This window comes from Flagellimonas olearia (genome assembly GCF_009184425.1).
GTDB classification, from domain to species: domain Bacteria; phylum Bacteroidota; class Bacteroidia; order Flavobacteriales; family Flavobacteriaceae; genus Flagellimonas; species Flagellimonas olearia.
Genome location: NZ_WELG01000002.1, coordinates 1,397,467 through 1,412,052, shown reverse-complemented (window position 1 = coordinate 1,412,052; position 14,586 = coordinate 1,397,467). Strand labels below are relative to the sequence as shown.

The following is a 14,586-nucleotide window of genomic DNA, read 5'->3' as shown; positions in this document are numbered from 1 at the left end:
CAAAAATAACGCAATACATTTATTTTGGCCGCTACTTCAAAATCCAAAAAAGTAACCCCTTTAATGCAACAGTACAATGCCATCAAGGTAAAACACCCTGATGCCTTATTGTTGTTCCGTGTTGGGGATTTCTACGAGACTTTTGGGGATGATGCGGTGAAAGCTGCCAAGATCTTGGGCATTATCCTTACCCATCGGAATAATGGCGGCGACAAAACGGAGTTGGCCGGTTTTCCGCACCACTCCCTGAACACCTACCTCCCAAAATTGGTCAAGGCGGGGCAACGCGTGGCCATTTGTGATCAGTTGGAAGACCCCAAACAGACCAAGAGTATTGTAAAGCGAGGGGTAACGGAGTTGGTAACCCCTGGGGTGGCCCTCAACGATGATATCCTTTCTGCCAAGAGCAACAACTTTTTATGTGCCGTTCACTTTGGCAGGACCAAAATGGGGATTTCCTTTCTGGACATCTCCACGGGTGAGTTTTTAACCGCGGAAGGTTCTTCGGAGCAGATGGACAAGCTGCTCCAAAACTTTGCCCCCAATGAGGTATTGGTCTCCAAAAGCCACAAAAAAGAGTTTATCGAGGTTTTTGGCAACCAGCTCCACAGTTTCTTTATGGAGGATTGGATTTTCCAGGAAGATTATGCCCAAGAGAGCCTCAACAATCATTTTGGGACCAAAACCCTTAAGGGTTTCGGGATAGAACATTTGGGCCAAGGCATCATTGCTTCCGGGGCGGTACTGCATTACCTGTCCGAAACACAGCACAGTCGATTGCAACACATCAATAGAATCCAGCGTATTGCAGAAGAGGAATATGTTTGGATGGACCGATTTACCATCCGAAACCTGGAACTGTACCATTCCCCCCACCAAAATGCAGTGACCCTTTTGGACATTATAGACCGGACCCTCTCCCCCATGGGCGGAAGACTGTTGAAGCGTTGGTTGGCCCTCCCCCTAAAAAACAAGGAACGGATTCAGGAACGCCACCAAGTGGTCGCGCATTTGAAAGATCAGGAAGAATCCCTTGAAAAAATACAGCATTGGATCAAACCCATGGGCGATTTGGAACGACTCATCTCCAAACTGGCCACGGGAAAGATCAATCCCAAAGAGGTGGTACAGCTCAAAAATTCCCTGGAGGCTTTGGTCCCCATCAAACACTTGGCCCAAAAAAGTCCGAACACCTCTTTACAACGCATTGGGGAACGTTTGGATGCCTGTGAGGCCCTGCGTTCCAAAATCAAGGAGGTGCTCAATGAAGAGGCTCCCGTAAACCTTGCCAAGGGCCATACCATTGCCCAAGGGTATTCGGATGAATTGGACGAGTTGCGCAACTTGGCGTTCTCCGGGAAGGATTATCTGGACAAAATGTTGGAACGGGAAACCAAGGAAACGGGTATTACTTCCCTCAAGATTGCCTCCAACAACGTTTTTGGCTACTATATTGAGGTTCGCAACACCCACAAAGACAAGGTACCGGAAAGTTGGATCCGCAAACAGACCTTGGTCAATGCGGAACGCTATATCACCGAAGAGCTCAAAGAGTACGAAGCCAAAATCTTGGGGGCCGAAGAACGCATCCTTGTCCTTGAACAGCAATTGTTTGAACAACTTTTGATGTGGATGCAGGAATACATTGCCCCTGTCCAGCAAAATGCCCATCTGATCGCCCAATTGGATTGCCTTTGCGGATTTGCCCAACTGGCCAAGGAAAATGGTTATGTGGAACCCCTTGTGGATGAATCCACCGAACTCCATATCAAAGAGGGACGACATCCGGTCATTGAAAAACAATTGCCTTTGGGCGAGAGCTATGTAACCAACGATGTACTCCTGAACCGGGAAGAACAACAAATCATCATGATCACAGGACCGAACATGAGTGGTAAGTCGGCCATATTGCGGCAAACCGCCCTGATTGTTCTCTTGGCCCAAATGGGAAGCTTTGTTCCCGCTTCGGAGGCCAAGATTGGCCTGGTGGACAAAATTTTCACCCGGGTCGGGGCCAGCGACAATATCTCCATGGGCGAATCTACTTTTATGGTGGAAATGAACGAAACAGCCTCCATCCTCAACAATTTATCCGAGCGCAGTTTGGTCCTTTTGGATGAGATTGGCCGGGGCACGAGCACCTATGATGGTATTTCCATTGCTTGGGCCATATCGGAATACCTGCACGAGCATCCGGCACGCGCCAAGACCCTTTTTGCCACCCATTACCACGAGCTCAATGAGATGACGGCCACTTTTTCCCGCATCAAGAATTACAATGTATCGGTAAAGGAATTGAAGGACAATGTGCTTTTCCTTCGGAAATTGGTCCCTGGGGGAAGCGAGCACAGTTTTGGAATCCATGTGGCCAAGATGGCCGGCATGCCCCAACAGGTGATCCAGAAGGCCAATAAAATCCTTAAAAAGTTGGAAAAATCGCATTCCAGTGAGGAAATGACGGATAAACTCCAGTTGGCCCAAAATGAAATGCAGTTGAGTTTCTTTAACTTGGACGATCCCTTGTTGGAGGAAATCAAGGAGGAAATCCTTCATTTGGACATAGATACGCTCACGCCGGTGGAAGCCTTGATGAAATTGAACGAGATCAAACGCTTGCTAGGTAAAAAGAAAACAGCATCCTCTTAAAAAAATTCTTTCTGTTTTAGAGAAAAACATTAAATTTGCATCCGCACTGAAAAAAAGTGCAGGGTTCTTTAAAATGCGAAAATAGCTCAGTTGGTAGAGCATCACCTTGCCAAGGTGGAGGTCGCGGGTTCGAATCCCGTTTTTCGCTCTAAAACGCTGCTTGCAGCGTTTTTTTGTTTCAAGTCCAGGCTCGAGTGGTGGAATTGGTAGACACGCCGGACTTAAAATCCTGTGGGCATTTTGCCCGTGCGGGTTCAAGTCCCGCCTCGAGTACACATAAAATCCGTATAAAGTTGACCTACAGCTTTTTACGGATTTTTTTATTTTGTCTTTGTACGGTTTTTGTATTGTTTTCATCCATCTCAATTAGAATTATTACTTTGTAAGTATTCAATCACACTAGTATGGAAGAGCTTGTAAAAGCAATTGAAAATGTTATAAAAAAAGATGCCGAATCTATCTATTATAGCAAATCAGAACTAAAGGACGTTATTGATTGCATATCGAAAAACAAGAAATTGGAGATTTTCTTTAATCATTGCCATAGACTTGGAGCTACCTCAGGAATATGCTTTAATCAAAATACAAAATTCCCTAATAAGATTATACAAAGAGCAAAGAAAACCAATGGCACTAAAGCGATTGAAGAGATATTTAATTACATTGATTCCAAAGAAGTCCATATTAAATGTGCATTGCTACTTTATGGAATTCACATTGACAACGAATTTAATTTTTCCAATGGTGTTCGCCTTATCAATGCCAGTAATATGGAAGATTCGCAATTAGTGAATTTCCTTGGTAAAGAAACCTTGACACTTGGCGGAATAGATACAGCAGTATTAATAATTGACTACAAGACACCTAAAGAGTTTTATTCCACTCTTTCACCAGTAAAAAAAACCAATTGGGCAAAAGTTGAGGTAAAGGAAAATTTAATTAAAACTCTTGATGATACTAGATTAATGTTAAGCTTAGGAAGATCTAGTTCTTTTGGCATTCCAGCTGTGGGGGTTTTTGAAGTTCTCCCAGAAAATCTTGAATTTTTAAATAATGGTATTGGCTATACTCCATTTCCAGAACCAAGAAATTCATTTGGTCCGTCCATTATAAAGCTTGAAATGGATAAAGCGGATAGTTTACTTAATAAATTTGATTTGCTAAGTAAAGATGAGCAAGATGGGATAAGGGTAGCAACAAAAAGATTGAATGATTCTAAAATTGATTCAGACTGGGCAAACATAAGCATTAACCTTAGAATTTGCTTAGAAAATCTGTTTAACCGAGAAGGCAAATACCCTATTTCCAAAACAATTTCAAAAAGAGCTCCTCACTACACAAGTTTTTCAAAAGATAAAACCAAAGAAATATATTCGTTTCTATCTACAGCAGTTCATACAGGGATTCCCCAAACTCATCCCAATATAAAAGAAGAGGACATAGTAAAAGAGGTTCAAAATACCATAATCAAATATATAGAGGAAGGTTGTTATCCTGATTGGAGCCAGATCTAATAAAAATTACCATAGACAGTTGCTTGTTTTACCACTTTTACCACGATTCTCGGTAATTTATTTTAAAAATACCACTCAAGAAACCCAGTAATAACAAGGGGTTCAAGAGAAAAGTGGTAATAGTGGTGCTTTTTTTACAAACTTTTTCTGAGGAAAATTATAATTAGATAGAACCCAGTAGCTCAAATCCCTATAATGGTTTTGAAAATTTCCGTCACTTTAGTCATTTTTTTGGTTGAAACCTCCAGCAAATACAAGTGTCTATAAAATGACGTTTTATTGAATTTTCATCACTTTGCCGTCACGAATCGCAACGAAAGCGACATTCTCATTGCTTTGCCATTAAAATTCACCTTAAGATTATTTAGATTCATTAAAATTAGTTAGTGCCAAATCATTTAATAACCCAGCTCAACTATCCATCATGGGCACCCCCGACCCCATCCTCAGCCAGTCTGTTGTGTATCCGTTCCATCCTATTCTTATCAATTATAAATCATGTCCCTTTTAGATATCATCGACCATTTTAGGCTATAGCTCTCCGTTTAGTTTTCTTTTTAGCTTTTTTATTCTCTCTCCTATTTGAATTATCTCGTTGTGCTCTTCTTCAATCTTCTTGATGTGACTTTCACTCTCATCTTCAAGGGCTTTAATCTCATCTAAATAAATTTGATTGATTAAAGGTTTGTTCTTTTCAATTTCATCCAATAAGTACTTTTCATAATTCCTAATATGATTATCATACTCCTCGTTGCTTAAATATTCCCATGATTTACTTTTTTGCACATAGAGATATTTCTTAAGGAGTTGAATTGAAAAATTACTGCCAAAATGATTTTTAAATTCAAATAGGTCTAATGACAATGTGGGCACGCCCATCTTCGATAGCTTATCCCTCTTTTCCAAGCCTATCTTATTAGTATAAAACGGCTCAATGAATAGTTTTTTTCCATTCGACTCGACCACTACATCCACCCTAATATTACCTAGGGAGGTTTTGAATTCTTGTTCTAATGCAACACTGTCGATTACTAATTTTCTGCTGTCATTGAGGCATTTTTTCAGACCTTTCATAAAACCATCCCTTAGTTCAAAAGGTAATTTTGAATCGATTATGCTATTCTTCTTGAACTGAAAATATTGCCTTTTCTTCTCAGGAAGGTCTTCAATAAGTAACTCGGGAATTTCAATTTCTTTTAGTTGCTTGAACAACACTTTGGTCAACCAATGAATATAAGATTCAAAATTCCCTTTACAATCATTATTGGGTTTATGTTTGAAATGAGGGGTTTGATGATTCAAAACAGCAATGAAATTTCCACGACACATGGGGCAAATTAGATTTGATCTATTTTCCATTGTTACATTGATGATCTCTACTAACGTTTTTGAAAGACTATTGTACGCAATAGGATATTTAATATAATTAGTTGAAGACCTATTCATTAATCTTTATTTGTGATACTCGTAATGCCAATCGAAATAGTCTTTGGTGTTTTCATTGTAGTAATGACATTTGGTACCAGAAATTTGATTGATATATCGTTTTAAATCAGGACTGATTGGAGTTTTTCCCATATTGACAAACAATCCATCTAATACGCTTAAATAACCTTTTTCATAGATTTCGTCACATCCCATTTTACACATTGGCATCACTATATTTAAATCCTTCCTTTCATGCTTTTTACAGTAAGCTCTTTTTTTAATATGGGCGGTCACGAGATAGGATACCGGGTATTCCTTTTTACATGCTCCACATATTCCAATAACTTTATTGCCAAATAGACTTCTCTTTAAATATCCTTGCTCAAGTCTTCTTGTGGAAAAAATCTCAGATTCTGTTTCCTCTAACAATTCTAGTTTTGATAATATATCTTCATAAGTTTTGTTTGATATTTCCTCAATAAAAACCTCGCTTTCAAGATTGAATCTTCTAAACACAGAACTACTTTGTTCACGTTTAAGCACACCAAATCCCTGAATCACAAAATTATCCGCATAACCAACAACTCGATTGAAATCCTTATAGGGTATCTTATGATTTTTTAGTTCATCCAAAAAATAAATGTATTCCCAAGTTTGCCCTTTATCATCCAAACCCCAAAGTTGTTTAGCAAGATTAGGGCTGTGAAGTTTGTAGGTTGTGACAGCTGACGCATAGATAAAACCTTTTTTAGAAAATAATGTGACATCTCCATTTTCAATTCTGCTCCATTTAGTTGAGTTATTTCCACTTGGTGTAACTCCCCAAACTTTACATGCTCCTGATGGGTAAACATCGTTCAACACTCTAAAATCATTAGATGAGATATAAGATTGAATGGAAGTTAACAGGACATCATTTTTTACTGTATCCTCGTAGTGTTGTTGAGCATCCTTATTACTTGAGGGCTGCAGAATTATTTTACTCATCTCTCTGATTATACTTTATGGCATTGTCTTTTGATAGGTCTATTGGATATTTCTCTGCGTTAATATCAATTTTATTATTTCCTTCTTTTATCAAATTGATTTCCAATTTATCTGCAAGACGCACTAAATACAGAAATACATCAGCAATTTCTTCCTTGCACCTTGCCAAATCTCTATCACTCAGATTCTCAAGTTTTGAATTATCACTATCCAACCATTGGAATATTTCGGTTAATTCACCTATCTCTCCATTGAGTGCCATAACCAGATTCTTGGGAGTATGAAACTGATCCCAATTTCTTTCATCGGCAAATTTTCGGAGTCTGTTCTTTATTTCTTCCATTTGTTGACTTTGTAAATGCTTTAATCCTTTAGGAAAATCACTTTAGTAAAGATAAGTGATAGAGGAAAAAAGAAACTTCTTTCAGTCAAACATAGTTAATCCCTATTAAGTTCTTACAAACTCAATCAGGTAAAAGACCCATATGTGTTGGAAGACTTTTTGAAACCAACTTAACCAATAAGCAGGTAAATTGAATAAGATACTAAGGTAGTGTCATATAAAAAAGTTACAATCAATGTAAACTTAGACCTTAAACTATCAAGGAATACAGAAATCGTACAAATTTGAGAATACACAGACACCAATACATTGTTATAATGATGCTTATAAATTTGCAGGTACTCCTATTTAGAGTAAAAACTTAATCTGTAAATTTAATTCCAATATATTTTTTTAGCATGAATAAAAGGTACATATCAACCGAAAGGATTGGGGTAAATGTTACCGAAAATATTTTCCTCCTAGAATTTGATTGGATTTTTAGAGAACAACCTATTGTAGATGTTGGGATTGATGCACTTGTTGAACAATCTGAAAATGGTGAGCCAAAGGGTAAATTTATTGCTTTACAAATTAAAACCGGGGAAGGAAACTTCTCAGTAACTTCAAACAAGTTAACCTATTATATATCCAATATTCACTACAACTATTGGATGAATTTTGATCTCCCTATATTATTTATAGCCCATCTTCCTAAAACAAAAAAAACCTATTGGATTGAAATAACGGAAAACAATATCCGGCCGACAGATAAAAGGTGGAAAATTGAAATACCTATTAGAAACAAGCTAAATGCCAAAGCCAAACCTATAATAACTAATTTGCTAACCAAACGTAACACTCAATTCCAGACCATTAAAATATTTAATGGAGAAAATGTCGATGAGGATACATTATTCGATATTACCGAAAAAGTAAACTGCATTTCAGATGCAACGGAATCCACTATTAGAACGCAACAAATACTTACGGATTTAAGTAATAAAACTAACGAGTTTACTGATCGTTTAAATGGATTTACCAAAAATGGTGAATCTATTAAATCCAATAGAGTTATTGCTACAATCAATGCATACGCCAAACATCTAAATATTCTCTCCAAAAGGTTAGATTCTGAAAATCAAATATTCGCAGAAACATTTGCTACAGGGATTTTTGCCTATGAGCAGGTAATTATGATGTATTACCTATTTTCTGGAAACAAAGAGTCAATAAGATTATCAATTGACAGCATCATCAATACTCCGAAAGCTATAGAAACAACCGTTGAAGCTGTTAATTTTATGAGAGATAGTTTTGCAAGCATACCATCATTAAGCAAGAAGTTCAAGGATTCTAAGAAAACAATGCTAATGGTAGTAGACTCTATGTTAAATGACTTCATGGATGCAAAATCTATAACCGCTAACCTTATAGAATCCAGCACCAATTTAATTGAAGATAAAGAACAATGATATTAAAGTAGCCCCGCCTCCTCCAAACTTACGCCCTCAGCTTCTTTAATGGCCTTTAGGCACCGTTTGTACCTCTTGGTCATTTTGCCCTTATGGTACTTTTTAAATCTGTAGGAATTGATTTCTTTACGGGCTTTTTCCGCTTTGAATATAATACCGTAATCCTTATCCATGTCTTTTACCCTTTGGGACCGGATTTGACTACGGTAGAGGAGTTTAAAATGATAGCGTGAGGCAATCTCCCCATTAATAAAATAAAGATTGTAGCAACCCCTCCCTGTTTTTGGGCATTTAAATTTATAGCCAATCCCTCCCAAATGGTTGTACCTCGGAATCAACTCTATATTCAACCTCTTTTTTTCTCCGTTATATGAATACTGGAATATAAGCAAAGGAGACTCCAACTCCATGGTTGAAGCCACAATCTTCAAATCGTACACCTCACCATTGGATATAAATTTAAGATCACAATGGGCAACCCTATTAGATTTAAAAAAGCCATTGGCCCGTAAAAATTTGGTTGTAATGCTAGTGCAATCTTCAAAGTAGGTACTCATCATTTCATTGTATTAAAGAAATGGCGATGATTTCTTGAATCCTTCCAGAATTGAGCCCCGTTAAAGTCGTTCCGGGTCCCTATTACCGTGTAAACCTCTTGATTATCAAGGTCTTTGAATACAAGAGCCTTTAAGGATCCATCTTTGTTAACTATGTTCGTATTTGTCATTTTTAGCGTTTTGGTCAATTTGGCCGGGCAATGGCCACATTAAGTGGGCAGTAAAAACCCTTGCTATTGCTGGGCTCAGAGGCTATTGCCCATATTGCCCACTACTTTTTATAATTAGTTATAATAGTATTGTATATAGGTATAGCATATAGGGGTATAGCATATAGGGTTATTGAGGGTCATTTTACTTTTGTTTTTGTTTTAAAAGTTTTGAGCTGTTTTTTGCTGGGCAAGTGGGCAATTCTTTCTTAACCCCTACCGTTGCTGGCCTCGCGGCTGTTTTTCTTTGTGTCCACTTCTGGACATTGCCCGGCCAACTGGTCATTTTTTAGATGTCATCCGGGTTAAATGGATCGCTCAGATCTACATGGGACCGCACAAAGAAGCATAAATATTGCTGCCAGTCACTCATATACACTTTTGATTAATATCCAGCTCAACTTTGTGAAACCTATTTAGTTCTTGCCTGAGATGAATTAGACCATGGTATTAACTGAATCCCTTACCTGTTTTTAGCCTGCCAATTATTTCTATCATTGGTTTAGCTGTTAAAAGAAATGCAACTATTCGCAGGGACTAAGAGCTTGAATAAGTTCGGACTTCTTGTAGTATCGTCTAGCTCCAAAGGCATAAGCTTTTATTTTCCCTTTGTTAGTCCAATGCCAAAGAGTTGAGCTATTGATGGATAGGAACTCACAAGTTTGCTCACGGGTCATTAGTTTCTGGCTATCATTCTCACCCTTTAAATCTTTAATAAGTCTAGCAAATTGCTCCGAAAGTTTGGAGTCAATAATTTGCTCTAGTTGTTCTTGGGTAAGGTTTTGAAGAATAATGGAATTCTGCATTTTATCCGCTTAGTTTGGTAACGGGACAAATGAATGCAAGAAAGCATTACAACACAATAGAGCTTATGCAAACCAATTCAACAAAGTTTGATATATGAGGTTGAAATCTCAAAAAAAATCCAACCGTATAGGCTGGATTTAAAACTTTTAGGTGAACTTTCCTAAGTTACTTTGCTTGGGGAATTATAGCATGTTTATCAAAAGGCAACACTCGTTTTCTCAACAAGAGTTTATCTGCAAAATGTCGTGAAATGGCCATGTTTTTTTTTAAATGCTCATCAATTTTGCCCCTATGGAATATTTTAATTGATAAACATTGTTCATGTTCAAAAATTGATTTTAGTAGTGTCCTATCCGATAAACCACACGAGTGCCCAACTATGTAAACTTCATACTTATCCATTTCCATAAAGCCAAGCATTTTATGATAGTCTGTAGTCCTATTGTAATAAAAAGATTTTATGAACTCAAGTAAAGCATCTGAGTTTTCACCTTCCATCTCCGTATATCTCCTGTGCGTATCATCCCCATACCCAAAAATTATTGGGCTGGAATTACTACCGGCTTGACCATGTATATTTATTATTTGATATTCGGGTTTTAAGCCACTGAACCCAAGCACCTTGTGCAATGAATCAGTATAATTGAAATTTAAAAAAAGTACGTTGCTAGGATTATCTAACTCATCATAGGTTATTTCGTGATTAAGACAAACTCTCCTGTTTGGTTGCTTTATCACGCAGTCAGAAAGAAACTCGTAAAATTGATGGGGTGTACCGCCTTTTAATTGGTTTAAGTTTTCATTAAAAATATAATCATTCAAATATTTTGTCAAATCCCTAAATGTATCATTATAGGCTTTAATTGAATTGTAATCTCTTTTATTGGGATTCTGCTTTTTTAACAAATCAAATTTCGGAAGAAGTGCCCCAAAGTATAAAGTCTCGATATCAACCCAGTTTTCTATTTTTTGGAATTCAAAAACATCCTTTAGAATTCCATTAAACTTGACATTTAACTGCTTGTTGTCTTCAAAAAAGTTCACTAAATCTTGGACTGTACGACAACTATTAAAGTCATCTCCATCCATAAAACCCAAATCACTACTAGAAAACAGTCTATCACTATAGGCTTTGAATGTGACGTGGTTTAACCGGCTTTTTAAATAGTGTAATAGGAAGTCAGAGTATGAAGTCTTATAGCCAAGTGCTAAATCAAATCCATTTCCAATTATAACTATCCGATTGTACGTATATGACTTATTCTCCACTTTCCTAGTTTAAGCAACAATATAGACATCAATATTCAATTATTGTCAATCGGATTTGCTGACAACGCTACAACTAAGATACCTTGGCATAATCATTTAGAATTTTAGACCATTCCATCAAAACCTCATCGGTATCATTACAACCTTCAAATATCACCTCCAAAAGCGGCTTTATCCCCTCTACTTTTTCAAATTCCAAAACTGCCAACTCTATCGCATCCGCTAGGCTAGTTCTGTCCCCTGTAGAAAATACCACATCCAGTTTTCTTGTGATCACTTCCTCTATTCTGAGTCTGGTTATTGAATTCATGTGTAAGATTCTTAATTAAAGTATTCGTACGCATCAAGGGCTATATCCTTATTGCTCTTCTTTATGTAGTTCAAAAATGTTTTTTCAGAGCTGTGCCCGGTAATATTTATCAAATAACTAGTAGGCACCTTACCATAATAATTTGTAGCGAATGACCTCCTACCGATATGGGAGCTTACTAATTCCCATTTCTCGTATTTATCCGCTACGTGTCTATAGACACCCTTTTTTGCATCCGGAGTAATATTGAGCCTTTTGGTTCCCTTCACCTCCTCTTTTAATCCTGCTTTTTGGCAAACAACCTTTATATAGTCGTTGTATTTCTGATCTGATATAGGCCGAGGAAACTCTTCCCCTCTCTTTTTAAGGACTTCTCTAGCATCACGGCTAAATGGAATGGTCATTAGCTTTTTGGTTTTCTGTTGCCTAAATTCCAAAAGATGCTTGCCGTTCTCTACCCGGATCATATCTTTGGTAAACCTCATAAAATCACTTACCCGCTGCCCGGTATAACAACTAATCAAAAGCCAGTCCCTCGCATTATCCAAATGCTCATTGGGCAATTCCAGTCCTTTTATTGTTTCAATCTCATCCGCGGTCAAATAAACATGGTTGACCTCTTGCTTTTTAAGCCTTAAACTATTTAGTTGATGGTGGGTTTCAAGTCCCAAGTAATGGGCATGAAAACAAAGGGTCTTAATAGACACCAACTCCCTAGCCTGTGTATTTTGGGAGTATTTCTCCTTAAGACTGAATTCTTGAAAGGTTTGTTTAAAATCCTCGTTTATCTCCTTTATCAATATGGTTTTGCCCATATATGCTTGGAGACGTTGCATTTTGTGCTTTGTAACGTTCAACCTACGTACTGCTTTGGCATCCAGCTCGTTTTTGCGATAGTCTTTATAGAATTCTATGTAACTGATCAAATCCTTTGGGATTCCCCGCTCAGAGTCTCCCACTGGGTTATAAAATCCCTCTAAGGTATTTACTAGCCAATCCTTATTTATGGTATTTATATCGGTTTTCTCCAACTCATCCAATACGTGCGCTTGTATACGGGCCAGTTCAGTATTAACCGAATTGTAGGCATTTCTTTGATCAACATCCCTAATGTCCTTTAAGTTCTTTTGGTGAGTAGTCTCCCAATAATCCTTGGAGACTTTCAATTTGGTTTTGGCCCCAATTACATAATCCTTTTCATTTCGATAAAGCAGCCTTATCGTTAAATAGGATTCAGGGCGTGTAGATCTGTAGAGAAAATTAACTGTTGCCATACAATACAAATATAGATATTTTTGTACGATAATTGTACGGCTTTATGCATGCTAAAACAAAACAATGCAAACAAGCGCAAAAACAATACACTTTATAAAACCTTATTATAATTGGATTTTAATAGGTTTCCTCCATTTATTTAGGTTCATTTATTGATTCGTACTTTTGCAAAATGGTGTTCCCGCCTCGAGTACAGAAAAACTCCATAAACCCAACGTTTATGGAGTTTTTTGTTCTATCCCTTATGGATTCTCCTCCTAACTCTTTAAATTACAATCTATCCGATTGAAAATCAATATGAAACAATATGTCAGAATGTCAACAAGGGTAACCGGTATTGATCATGGAGGGCTTTAAAGGAAACTAGCAACTCTTGACATGATAAGGTCCATATAGGAACCATCAAGGCAAAAAAATGGACTCCTAATACATCATTCGCTTTTACATTCCTCACTCACCAATTGCGCAAGGGTAGGATTATACCCATTGGAGTTAACTTGATAATTGCCTGAAAAACCGGAAGCAGCCAACGCTTTTAAACCACAGAAATCGTTCAATGGCTTATGGGACGAAATCTGCAATTCCCCTCCCACAGAAATTAAGTTTATCAAACCATCCAGATTTTTTAAACCATCCGTAAAGTTATTATTGAAAGGAGAATCATTATCATAAAATATTAAATCACCTCCAATACTGGAAAGATTGCCCAAGCCATCAACATTATCCAATGAAATATTTGCCAGAAGGGTAAGACTCCCACCAATTGTTTTCAAAGAGTTAAATCCATCCATGTCATTCATCAATGTTGTTTTGATCTCCAAATCCCCATCAACAGTATTCAATGAGTTGAATCCGCTCATATTGGTCCCCAATACCGATTGGATTTGAAGGGAGCCCTTGATGGCAACCAAACTACCAAAGCCATCCATCGTCTCTAAATCCACAAGTGACGTCAACGATAGATCCCCATTAACGGAAGTGACCTTCTTAAAACCCGAGACGGAAGACACTCCATTACTGCTTATGACCACATCCGATTTTATTTCTGTCATTTCATTTAGAAAATCAATTTCCTCAAGAATCGAGTTAGAAATTATGGATAAGGAACCTCCAATGGTTTTAAGATTGGACAAAGCATCTAGATTTGCAATCCTACTACGTTGTATATGAAGACTTTCCCCAACCTCGGTCACTTGTTTAAGCCCATCAAGATTGGTTATATCAGAAGGAAGACTTGTCCTAGTTATAATTGACAAACTTCCCGTTATGACGGTATACCCTTTTTCACCAACTTCATCAACTTCAGCTTGTGAGGCCAATTCCAAATCACCATCGAATACAACAACTGGCACTTCTTCCGTTTTGAAAATCAGTTCATTTCCATAACTTGTCCCAACCTCATTCGTCGCATAGGCCCGCACATAATATGTTGTATTCCCATCCAGATCATCCATATTACTGTTAAAACTTCCCACATCATCACCATCAATGGTGTAACTGTTATTGATCGTGGGATTTTTTTCGGTATGCCAACAAATGCCCTTTTGACTGATAGACGCCCCTCCATCCGACGTTATTGTTCCTCCACTCTTGGCACTCCTATGTGATATTTCAGTGATCTGTACAGTACTCAATACAGGTAATTCGACAACCTCTTCCTCCTGTTCCTTTGTTTCCTCATCCACATCGGGATTATCTCCCTTTGAACATGATAAAAACAATAAAAATATCCCCAAAAACAACACCCTATTTGACAACTTCATTTCACAGTTTATACAATTTTCCAA

General features: G+C 37.6%; 12 protein-coding genes and 2 tRNA genes. 5 read left to right on the top strand and 9 right to left on the bottom strand.

The genetic code is table 11. The features are described 5' to 3' along the window. Positions 1-63 precede the first annotated feature (63 nt). From mutS to F8C76_RS15690, 4 genes are all read left to right on the top strand, one after another. Positions 64-2,646: a DNA mismatch repair protein MutS gene (gene mutS, locus F8C76_RS15705; protein WP_152132909.1), complete on the top strand. Its 2,583-nt coding sequence runs from the start codon at positions 64-66 to the stop codon at positions 2,644-2,646. Positions 2,647-2,721: 75 nt separating this feature from the next. Further along, positions 2,722-2,794, top strand: a tRNA-Gly gene (locus F8C76_RS15700). 40 nt (positions 2,795-2,834) lie between these two features. Beyond that, positions 2,835-2,919, top strand: a tRNA-Leu gene (locus F8C76_RS15695). A gap of 131 nt (positions 2,920-3,050) precedes the next feature. Continuing rightward, positions 3,051-4,160, top strand: a complete 1,110-nt coding sequence (locus F8C76_RS15690) for a hypothetical protein (protein WP_152132583.1) — start codon at positions 3,051-3,053, stop codon at positions 4,158-4,160. A 531-nt stretch (positions 4,161-4,691) separates the two neighbouring features. Here F8C76_RS15690 and F8C76_RS15685 read toward each other — a convergent pair. From F8C76_RS15685 to F8C76_RS15675, 3 genes are all read right to left on the bottom strand, one after another. Beyond that, positions 4,692-5,519 carry a competence protein CoiA family protein gene (locus F8C76_RS15685; protein WP_170284046.1) on the bottom strand — a complete coding sequence of 276 codons (828 nt, stop codon included), beginning with the start codon at positions 5,517-5,519 and terminating at the stop codon, positions 4,692-4,694. A 93-nt stretch (positions 5,520-5,612) separates the two neighbouring features. Next, the gene (locus F8C76_RS15680; protein ID WP_152132581.1) at positions 5,613-6,575 is read right to left on the bottom strand and encodes an HNH endonuclease; all 963 of its coding nucleotides are present in this window, start codon (positions 6,573-6,575) and stop codon (positions 5,613-5,615) included. Continuing rightward, a complete protein-coding gene (locus F8C76_RS15675; RefSeq protein WP_152132580.1) occupies positions 6,568-6,918 on the bottom strand; it encodes a nucleotide pyrophosphohydrolase in 351 nt (116 codons plus the stop codon). Before F8C76_RS15675 ends, F8C76_RS15680 begins: the two co-directional genes overlap by 8 nt. A gap of 398 nt (positions 6,919-7,316) precedes the next feature. On the opposite strand from F8C76_RS15675, the gene F8C76_RS15670 reads away from it, so the two are divergent. Beyond that, on the top strand, positions 7,317-8,372 hold the full coding sequence (locus F8C76_RS15670) for a DUF4365 domain-containing protein (protein ID WP_152132579.1): 1,056 nt from the start codon (positions 7,317-7,319) through the stop codon (positions 8,370-8,372). 2 nt (positions 8,373-8,374) lie between these two features. Here the strand turns inward: F8C76_RS15670 and F8C76_RS15665 are convergent, their stop codons facing one another. The 6 genes from F8C76_RS15665 to F8C76_RS15640 all read right to left on the bottom strand — a co-directional run bounded on the left by F8C76_RS15665 (position 8,375) and on the right by F8C76_RS15640 (position 14,562). Then, entirely contained in the window at positions 8,375-8,932 is a 558-nt protein-coding gene (locus F8C76_RS15665; RefSeq protein WP_152132578.1) for a hypothetical protein, read from the bottom strand. A gap of 730 nt (positions 8,933-9,662) precedes the next feature. Further along, positions 9,663-9,944 carry a helix-turn-helix domain-containing protein gene (locus tag F8C76_RS15660; RefSeq protein ID WP_152132577.1) on the bottom strand — a complete coding sequence of 94 codons (282 nt, stop codon included), beginning with the start codon at positions 9,942-9,944 and terminating at the stop codon, positions 9,663-9,665. A 166-nt stretch (positions 9,945-10,110) separates the two neighbouring features. Beyond that, on the bottom strand, positions 10,111-11,214 hold the full coding sequence (locus tag F8C76_RS15655) for an AbiH family protein (protein WP_152132576.1): 1,104 nt from the start codon (positions 11,212-11,214) through the stop codon (positions 10,111-10,113). A gap of 73 nt (positions 11,215-11,287) precedes the next feature. Next, positions 11,288-11,524 (bottom strand): hypothetical protein, encoded by a 237-nt coding sequence (locus F8C76_RS15650; protein WP_152132575.1) that lies wholly within the window; start codon positions 11,522-11,524, stop codon positions 11,288-11,290. A gap of 11 nt (positions 11,525-11,535) precedes the next feature. Further along, positions 11,536-12,798, bottom strand: coding sequence for a tyrosine-type recombinase/integrase (locus F8C76_RS15645; RefSeq protein ID WP_152132574.1), 1,263 nt, complete (start codon positions 12,796-12,798; stop codon positions 11,536-11,538). Positions 12,799-13,230: 432 nt separating this feature from the next. After that, positions 13,231-14,562 carry a receptor L domain-containing protein gene (locus tag F8C76_RS15640; protein ID WP_170284045.1) on the bottom strand — a complete coding sequence of 444 codons (1,332 nt, stop codon included), beginning with the start codon at positions 14,560-14,562 and terminating at the stop codon, positions 13,231-13,233. Positions 14,563-14,586 lie beyond the last annotated feature (24 nt).